Raw genomic sequence first — 15,197 nt, forward strand, 5'->3', positions numbered from 1 at the left:
ACTTCGACAAAATGCCGAAGCCACTTGCTATATTCATCTATATGTTAAAAGTCAAAGCGTGATGTAACCATCTTTTTACGTGTAAAGAAGTTCAAACCGTCTTTGCCGTTGACATGCAAATCTCCGTAAAAAGAGTCTTTCCAACCGGAGAATGGGAAGAAGGCCATTGTAGCAGGTACTCCTACGTTAATACCGAGCATACCAGCATCTGCTTCTTCTCTAAATTGACGCACCGCTTTTGCATCTTTGGTATAAATCGTTGCTCCATTTCCAAAACGGGATTTTTCCATATAGCGAAGTGCTTCATCTAATGTGTCAGCACGAAGCAAGCTTAGTACAGGTGCAAAAATCTCTTCTTTAGCAATGGTCATATCAGGAGTTACGCGGTCAAAAATTGTTGCTCCTAAGAAATTGCCTTCCGTATGTTCATCCATTTCTTTACGTCCGTCACGAATGAGTTCCGCTCCTTCTTTCATGCCAAGTTCAATATAATCCAGCACCTTATCACGGTGCTCTTTTCGAATCACAGGCGTTAGAAGCACTTCATCATCAAAGCCGCTTCCCATAATTAATTCATCTGCTTTTTGCTTTAATTTTGCGACGAATTCATCGCCTTTTTCACCAACCACGACCACGGCGCTGCACGCCATGCATCGCTGGCCGGCACTTCCATAAGCGGAGCTGATAATATGTGATACCGCTTTATCCATATCGCAGTCTGGCATCACAACATGATGATTTTTAGCTCCAGATAAAGCCTGAACTCGTTTCCCTTGAGATGCAGCTTGTTCATAAACATATTTTGCTACCGGCTGCGATCCGACGAATGAAATCGCTTTAACTTTTTCATGCTCTATTAATCCGTTCACAACGTCGTGTGCCCCGTGCACAATATTTAATAATCCATCCGGTGCTCCTGCTTCTGTAAAAAGTTCAGCAAGTCGCGTTGCTAAAAGCGGCGTTCGCTCAGACGGTTTTAATACAAACGCATTTCCACATACAATGGCAAGAGGGAACATCCAAAGCGGTACCATCATCGGAAAGTTAAAAGGTGTGATGCCGCCAACGACACCCAGTGGAAAACGGAACATCTCAGAATCAATTTCTTCCGCTATGTTATTTAATGATTCCCCCATTAATAAAGTAGGAGCACCCGCGGCAAACTCCACGCATTCAATACCGCGCTGTACTTCACCGTAAGCTTCTTTAAAAGCCTTGCCGTTTTCTTGCACCACTAATTTAGCTAACTCTTCATGATGCTTAACTAGTAAATGCTGAAACGCAAACATTAATCTTGCTCGTTTTGGAGCAGGAACGTTACGCCATGTTTCAAATGTTTTTTGAGCTGTTTCCACCGCATTGGCTACGTCTTCTTTTGTAGAAAGCGGTACTTTTGCAATGACTTCGCCCGTCGATGGGTTAATTACCTCTCCAAATTTTCCCCCTGCCGTATCAACCCATTTTCCGCCCACGTAATTTTTTAAAACTTGCGTATCATTATTCACAACTGACATATCGCTTGGCCTCCTCAAAAAATAAGAAATGACAAATCTACCTTTATTATTGAATAAATAAATGGTGGTTGCATTAGACAAAATGTGAAACAACTCTAGATTCTCGTTTCACATTTTGCGCAGTGAACTAGGAGAAAGCATGAACTAAAATGAACATATAGTAAAATCAGCCTCAACATAAAAAAACAGCTGTTTCCAGCTGCTTACTTATCCGTTTATAAATTCCGCGCGCGACTTTTTCATCATAAACAAATATTCATATGCCATAATCATAAACTCAATTGCCAGTCGTTTTTCCGGCTCCATAAAGTCTTCACCCAGCAGCTTTTCTAGTTTTTCGATACGGTGATACAGCGTTTGCCGGACAATGTATAAACGCTTAGCCGTCTCTTGTTTAGATCCGTTGCATGCTAAATAAATTTTTAATGTTTCCATGAGTTTTGCATTATACGTTTCATCATATGTAATAACGGGCTGCAGATATTCAAACACCACTTCCTGTAAGTCTTCATGCTGATGTAAAAGCGAAATAATCCGGTACATATGCAAATCATCATAAAAATGAATAATGGTTTGTTTTTGCAGCATTTCTTGAATCGAAATTGTTTCTTTAGCCGTTTCATAGCTTTTATGCATGCAGTCAAGCTGTTCACAGTATTGGCCAATTCCGATAAAGCTAATGGCGTTCCTCTTTGAATTTTCATCCGATTCATATTGATTCATCCAGCGATGAAGGCTGTTTTCTAATCTCTCTCTCCACGTGCTAACCATTCGTTTGTTCAAAAGAATAAATAATACTTCGCGATTTCGCTCGGAGACTAATAAGTGAAAGCCTTCTTGTTCAAAAATGCTTCGCAAGATCAGCTTAAAATATGTTCGATCAAACTTCTCCCGCCTTTGCCACTTACAGCAAACAACGACACCTCCGCGAATAGGCGAATCTGAACACACTTCGTGCATAGAGTCTTTTATTTGTTCAAGAGTTAACTCTCCGTTCATCCATTTTGTCATCCATTCGGTTTCATCTACTCTTTTTTTCTCTTCGACATATAGGTCCTTCAAAAAATGCTGAGCAAGTGCAGTCGCCGTTCGGTCAACGGTGAGCACTTCAAGTTCTGTTAACGCTTCATTTATAGAAGCAACATATAGCTGAGCATAATCTTGTCCTAATAAATGAATAGGCTGCTCAGTAAAATGCGGACTTTCATTTTCCCTGCTTATATAATGAAGTAGAAGCTGCTGTTTGAGCAAGTCCATCTCAGGAGCAAAGGTAAGCAATTCATTTGAAACTTTAAGGCCGACAAGAAGCCCCGTAGATTCATATAAACACTGTAAGATGAGGGCCGGATCATTAACTGTTAACAGCAGCTGATTTAGCCTATGAGAATACTGTTCTAAATCGGAAATCATTTGATAGTGCTGATTAATTAAAAGCGAGTGAACATCTTGCGTAATTTCAACGAACGGAACTTCCTCGTGAAATAAAATAATTGGAAAATCACATTCGTTCGCTTTATCAATTACAATTTGCGGAATCTTAGAAGTATAAGTGCCAAGTTCAATACACAGTCCTGATGCCTTGCAAGAAATTAATTGCTGAAGAAATGATAAACAAGATTGAGAATCTTCTCCCCAGCCTACCCCTGTTGATAAAATGAGCTCGTTTCCTTTTAGCAGCTCATTAATGCGCGTCACTTCCATCACGTGCACCCACTTAACAGAATTAGTAAGACCTTTCTCTCCAGCTATTACTTCACAGTTTACAAAATGTTTCCTTGTTAAAATCTCTGTTACTGTTAAATATGATTTCAAGTCAACACCGCCCCTAGCGAATTTCACATCATGTCTCCTGGATCATTAACGCGTATTTCGCATATGTGTAGAACAAAAGCTATATCTTCTTACATTATATTAAATATTTAGAAGAAATAAAATATTTAATGAAAGAAACGAAAAAAGCTGTAACGATAATGGATCGTTACAGCTTCTGAGCTGTTTGCTGTAATTTATTAAAAAAACCTTGGCGTTTAACCGCTTGTTCTTTAATTCGATGAATTTCTTTTTTATAAAAACGCAAATCTTGTAGTGACACTGCATTTAACATTTCCATTTTTAATTTATCAATAATTTTTGTTTCTTCCTGTGTCATACACTGCATAGCTTGATCCATCCGTGTCACACCCTTTTCGTATTTAATAGATTTAGTTTGAAAACGTTCTACTATAATATTTACTACAATTTACTAGATAACTAAACCTTTTCTCTTTCGATGTAAACGAAATGTAACAACTGTAATACAGTCAATGGATAATATCTAGTTATTTTGTTTCACATCCAAAACGAAAAAAACACAAAAACGGATCACTTTTATCAGACAATATAGTAAAAAACTTATAGGGATTAGTAAACAAATAAAGAGATTGAAACATAATTAAAATTCCAATCAACAGCTAGAAGCACCTACGTACATGAAACCTGCGTTCACCCTAGCAATAAAAAAATCCGAACGATGAATCGTTCGGATCTTCCTTCAGCTAAAATAATTTTGTCCCGGCCTCCGTTTTTATACTTGTTGAATCAGTACGGATGAAAAATATTTTCTAGCATCCGCCGTCAATATATGAAGGGTTTCTTGTTCGGTTTGGTTATTTTCGATGCGTTCAAACGTCACAAATGCCCCGCTTAGATTCTCCGTTACGGCTGTTATTTTAAATCCTTTTTGCAGCAAAAAATCAATCTTTTCTCGCTCTGCCATATATTCATGGTAACTTGACATTTCCCTGCCCCCGATCTATTTCTTCATCTGTTTTTATAACATTAATTTTTCAGCTTCGTTAGCCGTGTTTAACTCATTAAACTTTGCTCGTTTTGTAAATTGTCCGTAGCCTTTTTGACCGACAAATTGCTTATCTTTTACGATAAATTCCCCGCGGCAAAGTACTGAAACCGGCTCACCCGTGACTTTCATTCCCTCAAATGCGCTATAATCGACTGCCATATGATGCGTGTTTGCTGAAATCGTACGTTCAACAGAAGGGTCAAATATAAGCAGATCCGCGTCTGCGCCAACCGCTATTGTTCCTTTTTTCGGGTACAGTCCGAACAGCTTAGCAATTTTTGTTGATGTTATATCTACAAACTGATTGATATTAATTCGTTTCTTCACTACTCCTTCTGAAAATAAAATACTCATGCGATCCTCGATAATAGGGCCTCCGTTTGGAATTTTCGTAAAATCTCCTTTTCCCAGATCTTTTTGACCGTTAAAATCAAACGAACACTGATCTGATCCAATCGTTTGCAAGTCGCCATTACGCAGAGCATTCCACAAAACATCTTGGTTCCATTTTTCACGTAAAGGCGGCGACCATACGTATTTTGCTCCTTCAAAATTCGGTTTTTCTAAATAGGTTTGGTCAAGCGTCAAATATTGCGGACACGTTTCGCCCCAGATATTTACGCCTTTTCCCCTTGCTTCAGCAATCTTTTTAACCGCTTCAGCGCACGACACGTGAACAACATAGAGCTGTGAGTCAGCCAGCTCCGTTAGCACCGCGGCTCTTCCCGTAGCTTCTCCTTCTATTTCTGGAGGACGAGTCAGTGCATGATAGATAGGATCGGTTTGTCCTTGTTCTAGTGCTTGTGCTGTTAAATACTCAATAACATCTCCATTTTCAGCATGTACCATTACAAGCGCCCCTAGTTTTTTAGCTTGCACTAGCGTTTGATAAAGGGTAGCATCGTCTGCTTGAAAAACATTTTTATAGGCCATGAACACTTTAAAAGAAGTAATTCCCTCTTTTTCAATAATCGTAGGAAGCTCATTTAATACATCTTCCGTGATTTCTCCAATCATTAGATGAAAACTATAATCGATAGCCGCTTTTCCTGTCGATTTTTCATGCCATGTGCCGATCGCTTTTTGCAGCGGTTCGCCTTTATTGGTTAAGCAAAAATCAATAACAGTTGTCGTGCCTCCAAAAGCTGCTGCTCTTGTACCTGTTTCAAAGTCATCTTTTGTAACGGTGCCTCCAAACGGCATATCTAAATGAGTATGAGGATCGATGCCTCCTGGAAATATATAGTTACCTTTTGCATCAATCACTTCACAGCCCTGCTCTTCAAATGCCGAGCCAATTGCCGAAATAACTCCATTTTCAATTAAAATATCCGCTTTATACGTATCTGTTGCTGTGACTACCACACCATTTTTAACGATTTTCTTCATTTCTTCATCCCCTTTGTATTTATACGTCTAATCGCTGTGCAGCCATCGCTTGTAAAGCAGCTTGGCGTTCATTCCACGTCATTGGAGGCTGTTCATTCGGTAATTCAACCATGGATATAGCCCCGTCCACCGGACATACAATCGAACATAAATTACAGCCTACACAATCTTCTTCTCTTACTTTTAAATAAGATTTCCCTGAAGGGTCTTTCAGCATATCAATACATTGGTGAGAAGTATCTTCACAAGAAATATGACATTTATTGCAGTTAATACACGTCTCCGGATCGATGCGAGCCACTACTTTATAATTGAGATCTAAGTTGCCCCAGTCGGAATATTTTGAAACGGCTTTCCCTACAATATCACTTACTTTTTCGATTCCTCTTTCATCCAAATAATAATTGAGACCTTGAATCATATCCTCTACAATGCGGAACCCGTGATGCATAGCAGCTGTACATACTTGCACACCTGTAGCACCCATGAGCATAAATTCGACGGCTTCTTGCCAGTTCGAAACGCCTCCCATACCTGATATTGGAACGTTAATAAACGGACTTCTCGCACATTCAGCAACCATGTTTAATGCAATCGGCTTAACAGCCGGGCCGCAATAACCTCCGTGAGCGCCTTTTCCTGCTACGTGTGGAATCGTATTCCATGAATGAATGTCTACTCCTGCTAAACTATTAATAGTGTTAATCATGCTCACAGCGTCAGCACCGCCTCGAACCGCTGCTTCTGCTGTAACGGTGATATCTGTGATATTTGGGGTTAATTTAACAATGACCGGCGTTTGGGCAACTTCTTTAGCCCAATACGTTTGTTTTTCAACCAAATCTGGGACTTGCCCAGAGGCAGCACCCATCCCTCGTTCTGCCATCCCATGCGGACACCCAAAGTTCAGCTCTAATCCATCCACTCCTACGTCTTCTACTTTTTTGACAATTTCATGCCATTTTTCTTGCTGAGGCTCTACCATAAGAGAGGCAATAATTGCGTGGTTAGGAAACTTCTTTTTCGTTTCATAGATTTCCTTCAAATTAACTTCAAGAGGACGATCGGTGATTAACTCAATATTATTGAAGCCGGCTACGCGCTGACCGTTGAAGCCAACGGCAGCAAATCGTGAGGAAACATTTAAAATCGGATCACCAAGCGTTTTCCAAACTGCGCCTCCCCATCCTGCTTCAAATGCACGCTGCACTTGATAACCTGAATTGGTTGGCGGTGCGGATGCCAGCCAAAACGGATTTGGTGATTGAATACCTGCTAAATTTGTTGTTAAATCTGCCATAGATTTCTCCTCCTCCTGATTTTAAGCTGTTTCCATTGTTTCTTTTGTTAACTGCATATGAATATTTAACGCCGTTTGTTTTCCTTGCTGAGCAGCGGTCACAACCATTGCTTCTCCTTGCCCTTTACCAAAAATAACGTCTCCGCAAGCAAATACTTTTGGATTGGATGTTTGAAACGTCTCTTGATTAATTAAGACAACTCCGTCTTCATGATGCAGCTGAAATTGTTGAATCAAAGACAGGTACCGTTCTTGACCAATTGCTTTAACAACAGCATCGACTGGAATGGTAAACGTTGAACCTTCAACAGGAACAGGCTTTCTTCGGCCGTCTGCATCTGGATCTGTTAACGTCATTTTTACACATTCAATCCCGCTCACCTTATCATTTTCATCTCCAATAATTCGTATAGGAGCCGTTAACCAGCGGAATTCAACACCATCTTGTTTCGCAAATTCAAATTCAAAATCATAAGCCGTCATTTCTTCTCGTGTACGACGGTATAAAATTTGAACATTTTCAGCCCCCAAGCGCACGGAACACGTAGCACCATCAATCGCAGTATTTCCCGCACCAATGACGGCAACACGCTTACCCACAAATTCTGTTGATAACGCTTCTGACTTCGTTTTTTTCACAAAATCAATCGCATCATACACACCGTCTAGCTCTTCACCTTCAACATGTAGAGAAGGCACCTTGCTCATACCAATAGCTAATACAACCGCGTCATACGACTGTAGCAATTCGCTTGGAAGAATATCTTCTCCAATTCTTACGTTTGTTTTAATTTTCACATCTAAATTTTTCACTTGTTCAACTTCCCAGAATGAAATCGCTTGAGGAAGACGAAACGACACGATTCCATATGTATTTAACCCTCCTGCTTGTTTTTCCGCTTCAAAAATGGTTACGTCATACCCAAATCGGGCCAGTTCTCTTGCTGCAGAGAGACCAGCCGGACCCCCCCCAACAATTGCTACCTTTTTGCCGTTTGCTCTTCCTTTCTCAAACAGCACCTGTTCATTTTGAATAGCCCAATCCGTTGCGTAGCGCTGCAAATCTCCAATCATAATTGGTTTGGTTGAATGGTTAAGCACACACGCTCCTTCACATAGTTCATCGGTTGGACAAACTCTCGAACAACTTGCTCCTACAGGATTAGAAGACATAATCGTTTCGGCAGACCCCTTTAAATTGCCCGATGCAATTTTTTTAATAAACGTCGGGATGTCAATTCCTGTAGGGCATGCCTGAATACAGGGTGCATCATAACAGTACAAACATCGATTAGATTCTTCGACCGCTTCTCTATTTGACAACCCTTTTTCTACTTCATTAAAGTTTTGAATGATGGACTGCAAACTTTCCTGTGATCGCATTGCATCAACCTCCCAAGGATATCTGTTGATAAAACTAAAATTGAAAGCGCTTACATATTTTTTATATACGTTATTCTCAACTTCTACTTTGGTAAAATGTATTACTAACTTTATTGTACAAAACGACCGTCTTTTCTTCATTATACATTATGTTAAAAAATTCAGACTATTTACTATTCACTATGTAAAAAGCCTTGCTTTTATATAAAAGCAAGGCTGCAACTATTATTTTGCTACTTCTTTAATAATCGACACTACTAGTTCAGATGTCTTCACCAGTTCTTCTACCGGAATTTTTTCATTTGTTGTATGAATGTCTTCATAACCAACTGCTAGATTTACTGTTGGGATATCAAAGCCTGCGATTACATTTGCATCGCTTCCGCCTCCGCTTTGAAGCAAGCGTGAAGGACGATCGATATTAGCCACGGCTTTTTTAGCAACTTCGACAACATGATCTCCATCGCCAAATTTAAAGCCTGGATACATCACTTTAATATCCACTTCCGCACGTCCGCCCATTTCTTGTGCAGCTGTTTCAAACGCTTCTTTCATTTTCGCTACTTGTGCTTCCATTTTTTCTGGAATTAATGAACGAGCTTCTGCTAAAATATCGACGCGGTCACATACGATATTCGTTTGCGTTCCACCTTCAAAACGTCCAATGTTCGCTGTAGTCTCTTTATCAATACGTCCAAGTGGCATTTTAGAAATGGCTCTTGAAGCAATCGTAATAGCAGAAACGCCTCGTTCAGGAGCTACACCTGCATGAGCTGTTTTTCCATAAATTGTTGCATTTACTTTCGCTTGCGTCGGCGCAGCAACGATAATGTCTCCCACTTTGCCATCGCTATCTAAAGCATAGCCGAATTTTGCCGTTACGAGGCTAGAATCAAGAGCTTTAGCGCCCACTAAGCCAGATTCTTCTCCTACTGTAATAATAAATTCAATTTTTCCGTGCGCGATGTTTTCTTCTTTTAATACGGTGATGGCTTCTAGCATTGCTGCTAAGCCTGCTTTATCATCCGCTCCAAGAATTGTCGTGCCGTCACTTTTAATATAGCCATCTTCAATAGATGGTTTAATACCGTTTCCAGGTACGACTGTATCCATATGAGAAGTAAAGTAGATTGTGTCTACGCCTTCTTTTGTAGCTGGCAGTGTGCAGATTAAGTTGTTGGCTCCGTGGCCCGTTTTTTCTTTGGCATCATCTTCTACTACTTCGACGCCTAATGCGGTAAATTTTTCTTTTAGTACAACAGCAATTTTTTCTTCATGCTTTGTTTCTGAGTCTACTTGTACTAATTCAATAAATAAATCAACGATTCGTTGTTCATTAATCATAATATGTAATCCCTCCAAAAATAACCTACAATGGTATGTTACCATGTTTCTTTGCTGGACGCTCTTCCTTTTTATTGTGCAACATTTCAAGCGCTTGTATTAATTTTATTCGCGTTTCCCGAGGATCAATAACATCATCCACCATTCCAGCGCTTGCCGCTACGTAAGGATTAGCAAATTTCTCGCGATACTGTTCAATTTTTTCATGTCTTGTTTCATCTGGGTTTTCGCTGCCTCGAATGTCGTTTGCAAAGATAATATTTGCAGCACCTTGAGGACCCATAACAGCGATTTCGGCATTGGGCCACGAATACACAAGGTCCGCTCCAATCGATTTACTATTTAAAGCTACGTATGCACCGCCGTACGCCTTTCGCAAAATCACCGTGATTTTCGGAACGGTAGCTTCGGAGTATGCATATAAAATTTTAGCACCATGACGTATAATTCCGCCATGTTCCTGCTTGATACCTGGGAAAAAACCTGTAACATCTTCAAATGTAATAAGTGGGATATTAAATGAATCGCAAAATCGAATAAACCTTGCTGCTTTGTCTGAGGAGTTAATATCTAAACTGCCTGCCATTACTTTAGGCTGGTTACACACAAGTCCGACAACTTTTCCATCTATGCGGGCAAAACCAATGACAATATTTCTTGCAAAGTCTTTTTGCACTTCAAAAAATGAGTGCTCGTCCACTACTTGGTGAATGACTTGACGCACATCGTAAGGGCGCACGGCATCAAACGGGACAACGTCTAATAAATCCGGACGATAATGATCAGACTCTGCCTTTGAGGCTAAAGGAGGCTGCTCTTGGCTAGACTGAGGAAGATAGCTTAAGAGCGTTCGTACTTGTTCTAGCACCTCTTGTTCTGTTGCGCCTCTAAAATGGGCATTACCGCTAATTTCGTTATGAACAGCTGCTCCTCCAAGATTTTCAGAGGAAATGCTTTCTCCCGTTACCGTTTCAATTACTTTTGGTCCTGTAATGAACATTTGACTTGTTTCTTCTACCATAAAAACAAAGTCCGTAATCGCCGGTGAGTAAACGGCCCCGCCTGCACAAGGACCCATAATAACAGATATTTGAGGCATGACACCCGAATAAATGGCATTTCGATAAAAAATATGACCGTATCCATCGAGAGACATGACGCCCTCTTGAATACGAGCCCCGCCTGAATCATTTAACCCAATAAACGGTACGCCTGTTTTAGCCGCTAAGTCCATTACGTGCGCAATTTTTTTAGCATGCATTTCACCTAACGCGCCTCCAAATACTGTAAAATCTTGCGAAAACAAATAGACTGAGCGACCGTTTACCTTGCCGTAACCTGTTACTACCCCGTCTCCTGGTCCTACTTGATTATTCATACTGAAATCTGCACACCGATGTTCAATAAACGGATTTAATTCGACAAATGTATGTTCATCCAAAAGAATTTCAATTCGTTCGCGTGCCGTTAGTTTTCCTTTATGGTGCTGTTTTTCAATTTTTTCGTCTCCGCCGCCTAACTCGATCTTTCGGCGCTTATCGTACAATTCATTTAATTTATCATAAATGTCAACCATGTTTCTTCTCCTCCTCTAGTGTTTTTTCACAGAGCTCATAAAGAACACCGTTTGCTGACTTTGGATGCAAAAAAGCAATGGATGCTTCCCCTGCGCCTTTGCGCGGAACATCGTCAATCATTTGCACACCCTTTTCCTTTAACTCGTTAATCCGTTCTTCAATCGTGCGCACACCTAAAGCAACATGATGAAGACCTTCACCTCTCTTTTTGATAAACGCGCCGACCGCACTGTCTTCAAAGAGCGGCTCTAATAATTCAATTTTTACGTTGCCGCACTGAATAAAAGCAACTTTTACGCCTTGTTCTTCTACTTCTTCTACTTTTAATAGAGACAGTCCTAATACCTTTTCATAAAACGGGAGGCTGCCTTCAATTGATTTTACAGCTATTCCTATGTGATCAATTCCTTTTATCACTTTCTCACCTCTTTTAAAAAAGCGTTTTCATTTACACATATTCTTGAAAACAAAAGAAATCTCCTGCTCACGTATCTACAGAAAGTTGCTTGTCTAAGCAGCGGAAGACATGTAAAATAGGAAAAAAACGTGTAGGAGGACTTTGGTTGTATGTCTAATAAGAAAATCCAAAAAACCATTGTGTTTTTAATGCTTCTTGTCATGTTAATATCTACGCTTTTAGCGGGACTTGCCATGTGGTTTTAATCGAGACTGATGACTAAAAACATAGATGCACTGCTGCTTCTTTGTGCAATGCAAACATATAAAAAAGACTGGTGACTAGTCACCAGTCTTTTGCTGTATATTCACAATGCCTTTTTGAGCGGCTAACTCTTCAAAAGATTGATCTGTAGATACAATCCATACTTTTGTACCTAACGGGACTTGATCATATAAATGGCTTACTTCACGATTTTCTACGCGAATACAGCCATTCGATACATATTTACCGATGGAATCCGGCTGATTTGTACCATGAATGCCATAAATACGTCCGTCAGTCTCTCTTGCATCAAACCCAATCCACCTTACACCTAGAGGATTTTGAGGAGCGCCTCCTTCAATATTACTTCTCCGATAATAAGGATTAACAGCTTTTACTGTTACCGTGAACTCCCCTTCCGGCGTCAGATTAACTGTTTTCCCCGTTGCTACTTTAATAATTTGTTTAATTTCTTTATTTTGAATATAAGCAAGCTCATTGCTTTGTTTATTAATAATAATATAAGGATCATTTGGCAACGGAGTTTCTCCTAATGGCCAAACCGGAGATAGTAGTAAAAGGATAAAAGCAAACACATGCACGTAATCCACCACCTTACGTTAGTCCTAAGTAAAAGACAAGAGAGATATCTCTTGTCTTGTTTAGTGTTCGTAAGCAAGATAAACAACATGCATGCTGTTTAACTTATTTTTAAGGTTTGTTTAATAACCAAATATTGTTCAATTTCTTTGACTACGTGCAGTAAATCGGCACGCGCTTCAAACTCTTCCCGCGTTTTGGGAAGCGGCATCTCTGCAAACGCTTCTCGTAAATGCTGAAGTTTGGCTAAAAATAATTTTGCTGTATTACCAGGGTGGATGGATAGACTTAATTCTTCAATGAAATCGGCAATCATGTAGCGCTGTTCTACCACCAAGTCAATAGCGGTAATGAGAGGAAGCGTTCGCTCAATAATTTCAAGCTGTTTTTCACGAATTTTAAAATAGCGGTAATAATAGTTTTCCCCACGCACAAAATGATTTTCTACATCACGAAACGCAAGGCTTTTTGCTTTTTCTAAAATTTTTACCGTATCTGCAATTTCCTTACCGTCCCAACTGCTGTCATTGGTTCTGAGATACAAGGCAATTTCTTTTAACATCGACCGGAAATTCTCTTCAATTTCTTGCTGATACGTGCGAAGCTCTTGATCTAAACTTGGCATGTATAAATTCACAAGCAGGGCAACACCTATCCCAATTACAATTAAGCCAAGTTCATTAAAGACGATTCCCCATGTCATATTGCCTTTGGAGTAAATATGAAGCAAAATAACGGAGCTTGTAACAATGCCTGCATTAACTTTGAATATAACCGTAACCGGGATAAACAAAAGCAGCATCAGTCCTATAACAAGTGGATGATAAGCAATCCCTTCAAAGAATATAAACGAAAACAGAATGGATAAAGAACAAGCAATAAAACGATCGCTTGCACTTCGCAACGATTTTTTCTTTGAATTTTGAATGCACAAAATGGTGATAATTCCAGCTGATACAAAAAACTCGAGGTGAAAGAACTGAGCTATAATAATAGCCAGTGATGTACCGACGGCTGTTTTAATTGTCCGGTACCCAATTTTAAATTTCATTTTCTAGACTCCTACATGTTGGTTTCTTTTTAGTGTGATAAAATACTCTATTCTTTATTAACACGAATAGAAAAATAACACAACCTTAAATCTTGCTGTACCGTATAAATTCCAATAAAAAAAGTGCAGAAAAGATCGTACTCTTCCTGCACTTTTTTATTATAAAATCTTTTCTAAGAAATCTTTAGCACGCTTGCTTTTAGGCGCTGAGAAAAATTCAGCCGGAGGCGCATCTTCAACAAGAACACCGCCGTCTAAAAACAGCACACGATCCGCTACTTCTCGTGCAAATCCCATTTCATGCGTTACAATGACCATCGTCATTCCTGTTTCTGTTAGCGACTTCATTACATCTAGTACTTCTTTTACCATCTCTGGATCCAATGCTGATGTTGGTTCGTCAAACAGCATCACTTTCGGCTCCATTGCCAGTGCTCTCGCAATAGCTACACGCTGCTTTTGACCGCCCGATAAGCGATTTGGAAACTCGTTGGCTTTCTGAGCAAGTCCCACTTTTTGGAGTAATTCTTTGCCTTTAGCAACAGCCGTTTCTCTTGACACGCCTTTTACCGTCATCGGAGCATACGTCAAATTTTCAAGCACTGTCATATGTGGAAACAAGTGAAAATGCTGAAATACCATTCCTACGTTTTCACGCACACGCATAATGTTTGTTTTTTTATCTGTAATCACTTGACCGTTAATTGAAACGACTCCGCTCGTCGGTTCTTCAAGCAGGTTCATACAGCGTAAAAAAGTAGATTTACCAGAACCAGAAGGGCCAATAACAGCCACGACTTCTTTTTCTTTAATCGTAGTTGAAATACCTTTTAAAACTTCATTTTTACCAAATGATTTGTGTAGATTTTCAACATTAATCACCTTTTCTCATTCTCCTCTCGACTGCTTTACCAAGGAGCGTTAAGCCCATTACCATTACATAATAAATCAACCCTGCAAAAATTAACGGTTCAAGGTAGGCGAATTTTTCTCCACCTACAATGTAAGCACGTCGCATAATGTCGAGTGCTCCGATAACTGTAACGATAGCTGATTCCTTTGTTAATGTAATGAACTCATTCATTAAAGCAGGTAAAATATTTTTGAGTGCCTGTGGCAAAATAATTTGTCCCATCATGCGGCGATAAGGAATTCCTAACGCTAATGCCGCTTCACGCTGTCCTTTATCAACAGCTAAAATACCAGCGCGAATAATTTCAGATATATATGCTGCAGAGTTTAGCCCGAACGCAGCAACGGCCGCTGGAAACGGGGCAATATCAAACCCGAGCAGCTGAGGTAATCCAAAGTATATTAATAATAATTGCAGTACTAGCGGTGTTCCGCGAAACACAGACGTATATGCATCCGCAAACCATTGAAGAGGTTTATTGCGGCTGATTTTACATAAAGATAAAATAACTCCCAGCACAAACCCTAAAATTGCTGAAGCTAGGACTATCTGTATCGTTACCCCTATCCCTTTTAAAATATAAGGCATAGAAGGCACGATTTGCGAAAAATCCAAATTCATGCCTA

15 protein-coding genes are annotated in these 15,197 nt (G+C 39.8%); 1 reads left to right on the top strand and 14 read right to left on the bottom strand.

Features of this window, described 5'->3' with window-relative positions:
* Positions 1 to 44: 44 nt before the first annotated feature.
* The 10 genes from ACFX4W_RS10595 to mce form a co-directional block, all read right to left on the bottom strand.
* The gene (locus tag ACFX4W_RS10595; protein ID WP_043976292.1) at positions 45 to 1,514 is read right to left on the bottom strand and encodes a CoA-acylating methylmalonate-semialdehyde dehydrogenase; all 1,470 of its coding nucleotides are present in this window, start codon (positions 1,512 to 1,514) and stop codon (positions 45 to 47) included.
* Positions 1,515 to 1,721: 207 nt separating this feature from the next.
* A complete protein-coding gene (locus tag ACFX4W_RS10600; RefSeq protein ID WP_043976290.1) occupies positions 1,722 to 3,353 on the bottom strand; it encodes a PucR family transcriptional regulator in 1,632 nt (543 codons plus the stop codon).
* Positions 3,354 to 3,492: 139 nt separating this feature from the next.
* Positions 3,493 to 3,684: a hypothetical protein gene (locus ACFX4W_RS10605; protein ID WP_013084957.1), complete on the bottom strand. Its 192-nt coding sequence runs from the start codon at positions 3,682 to 3,684 to the stop codon at positions 3,493 to 3,495.
* A gap of 393 nt (positions 3,685 to 4,077) precedes the next feature.
* The gene (locus tag ACFX4W_RS10610; RefSeq protein ID WP_043976287.1) at positions 4,078 to 4,290 is read right to left on the bottom strand and encodes a hypothetical protein; all 213 of its coding nucleotides are present in this window, start codon (positions 4,288 to 4,290) and stop codon (positions 4,078 to 4,080) included.
* Positions 4,291 to 4,323: 33 nt separating this feature from the next.
* A complete protein-coding gene (gene hydA, locus ACFX4W_RS10615) occupies positions 4,324 to 5,742 on the bottom strand; it encodes a dihydropyrimidinase (RefSeq protein ID WP_043976285.1) in 1,419 nt (472 codons plus the stop codon).
* 19 nt (positions 5,743 to 5,761) lie between these two features.
* Positions 5,762 to 7,042 (bottom strand): NAD-dependent dihydropyrimidine dehydrogenase subunit PreA, encoded by a 1,281-nt coding sequence (preA, locus tag ACFX4W_RS10620; protein WP_043976283.1) that lies wholly within the window; start codon positions 7,040 to 7,042, stop codon positions 5,762 to 5,764.
* 21 nt (positions 7,043 to 7,063) lie between these two features.
* Positions 7,064 to 8,425 (bottom strand): NAD(P)-dependent oxidoreductase, encoded by a 1,362-nt coding sequence (locus ACFX4W_RS10625; protein WP_043976281.1) that lies wholly within the window; start codon positions 8,423 to 8,425, stop codon positions 7,064 to 7,066.
* Positions 8,426 to 8,650: 225 nt separating this feature from the next.
* Positions 8,651 to 9,769 (bottom strand): tripeptidase T, encoded by a 1,119-nt coding sequence (locus ACFX4W_RS10630; RefSeq protein WP_025750472.1) that lies wholly within the window; start codon positions 9,767 to 9,769, stop codon positions 8,651 to 8,653.
* Between the two features lie 25 nt (positions 9,770 to 9,794).
* Complete coding sequence (locus tag ACFX4W_RS10635) at positions 9,795 to 11,345, bottom strand: acyl-CoA carboxylase subunit beta (RefSeq protein WP_043976280.1); 1,551 nt, start codon at positions 11,343 to 11,345, stop codon at positions 9,795 to 9,797.
* A complete protein-coding gene (gene mce, locus ACFX4W_RS10640) occupies positions 11,338 to 11,763 on the bottom strand; it encodes a methylmalonyl-CoA epimerase (protein ID WP_028411573.1) in 426 nt (141 codons plus the stop codon). The genes ACFX4W_RS10635 and mce overlap by 8 nt, the downstream gene beginning before the upstream one ends.
* Positions 11,764 to 11,913: 150 nt before the next feature.
* Between mce and prli42 the strand changes: the two genes are divergently transcribed.
* Entirely contained in the window at positions 11,914 to 12,009 is a 96-nt protein-coding gene (gene prli42 / locus ACFX4W_RS10645; RefSeq protein WP_149917156.1) for a stressosome-associated protein Prli42, read from the top strand.
* 75 nt (positions 12,010 to 12,084) lie between these two features.
* On the opposite strand, the gene ACFX4W_RS10650 is transcribed toward prli42, so the two are convergent.
* From ACFX4W_RS10650 to ACFX4W_RS10665, 4 genes are all read right to left on the bottom strand, one after another.
* The gene (locus tag ACFX4W_RS10650; protein WP_043976277.1) at positions 12,085 to 12,609 is read right to left on the bottom strand and encodes a L,D-transpeptidase; all 525 of its coding nucleotides are present in this window, start codon (positions 12,607 to 12,609) and stop codon (positions 12,085 to 12,087) included.
* Between the two features lie 98 nt (positions 12,610 to 12,707).
* A complete protein-coding gene (locus tag ACFX4W_RS10655; protein ID WP_013059112.1) occupies positions 12,708 to 13,658 on the bottom strand; it encodes an aromatic acid exporter family protein in 951 nt (316 codons plus the stop codon).
* A 159-nt stretch (positions 13,659 to 13,817) separates the two neighbouring features.
* Positions 13,818 to 14,540 carry an amino acid ABC transporter ATP-binding protein gene (locus tag ACFX4W_RS10660; protein ID WP_013059113.1) on the bottom strand — a complete coding sequence of 241 codons (723 nt, stop codon included), beginning with the start codon at positions 14,538 to 14,540 and terminating at the stop codon, positions 13,818 to 13,820.
* Positions 14,533 to 15,192, bottom strand: coding sequence for an amino acid ABC transporter permease (locus tag ACFX4W_RS10665; RefSeq protein ID WP_013059114.1), 660 nt, complete (start codon positions 15,190 to 15,192; stop codon positions 14,533 to 14,535). Before ACFX4W_RS10665 ends, ACFX4W_RS10660 begins: the two co-directional genes overlap by 8 nt.
* Positions 15,193 to 15,197 lie beyond the last annotated feature (5 nt).

Source organism: Priestia sp. YIM B13489, from assembly GCF_042787645.1.
In the GTDB taxonomy this organism is placed as follows: domain Bacteria; phylum Bacillota; class Bacilli; order Bacillales; family Bacillaceae_H; genus Priestia; species Priestia megaterium.

Bases quoted from the DNA above. Each gene is read 5' to 3' on its own strand.
- ACFX4W_RS10605 (WP_013084957.1), bottom strand. From the start codon at position 3,684: ATGGATCAAGCTATGCAGTGTATGACACAGGAAGAAACAAAAATTATT.
- ACFX4W_RS10655 (WP_013059112.1), bottom strand. From the start codon at position 13,658: ATGAAATTTAAAATTGGGTACCGGACAATTAAAACAGCCGTCGGTACA.
- ACFX4W_RS10610 (WP_043976287.1), bottom strand. From the start codon at position 4,290: ATGTCAAGTTACCATGAATATATGGCAGAGCGAGAAAAGATTGATTTT.
- ACFX4W_RS10665 (WP_013059114.1), bottom strand. From the start codon at position 15,192: ATGAATTTGGATTTTTCGCAAATCGTGCCTTCTATGCCTTATATTTTA.
- ACFX4W_RS10630 (WP_025750472.1), bottom strand. From the start codon at position 9,769: ATGATTAATGAACAACGAATCGTTGATTTATTTATTGAATTAGTACAA.
- prli42 (WP_149917156.1), top strand. From the start codon at position 11,914: ATGTCTAATAAGAAAATCCAAAAAACCATTGTGTTTTTAATGCTTCTT.
- ACFX4W_RS10595 (WP_043976292.1), bottom strand. From the start codon at position 1,514: ATGTCAGTTGTGAATAATGATACGCAAGTTTTAAAAAATTACGTGGGC.
- hydA (WP_043976285.1), bottom strand. From the start codon at position 5,742: ATGAAGAAAATCGTTAAAAATGGTGTGGTAGTCACAGCAACAGATACG.
- ACFX4W_RS10635 (WP_043976280.1), bottom strand. From the start codon at position 11,345: ATGGTTGACATTTATGATAAATTAAATGAATTGTACGATAAGCGCCGA.
- preA (WP_043976283.1), bottom strand. From the start codon at position 7,042: ATGGCAGATTTAACAACAAATTTAGCAGGTATTCAATCACCAAATCCG.
- ACFX4W_RS10625 (WP_043976281.1), bottom strand. From the start codon at position 8,425: ATGCGATCACAGGAAAGTTTGCAGTCCATCATTCAAAACTTTAATGAA.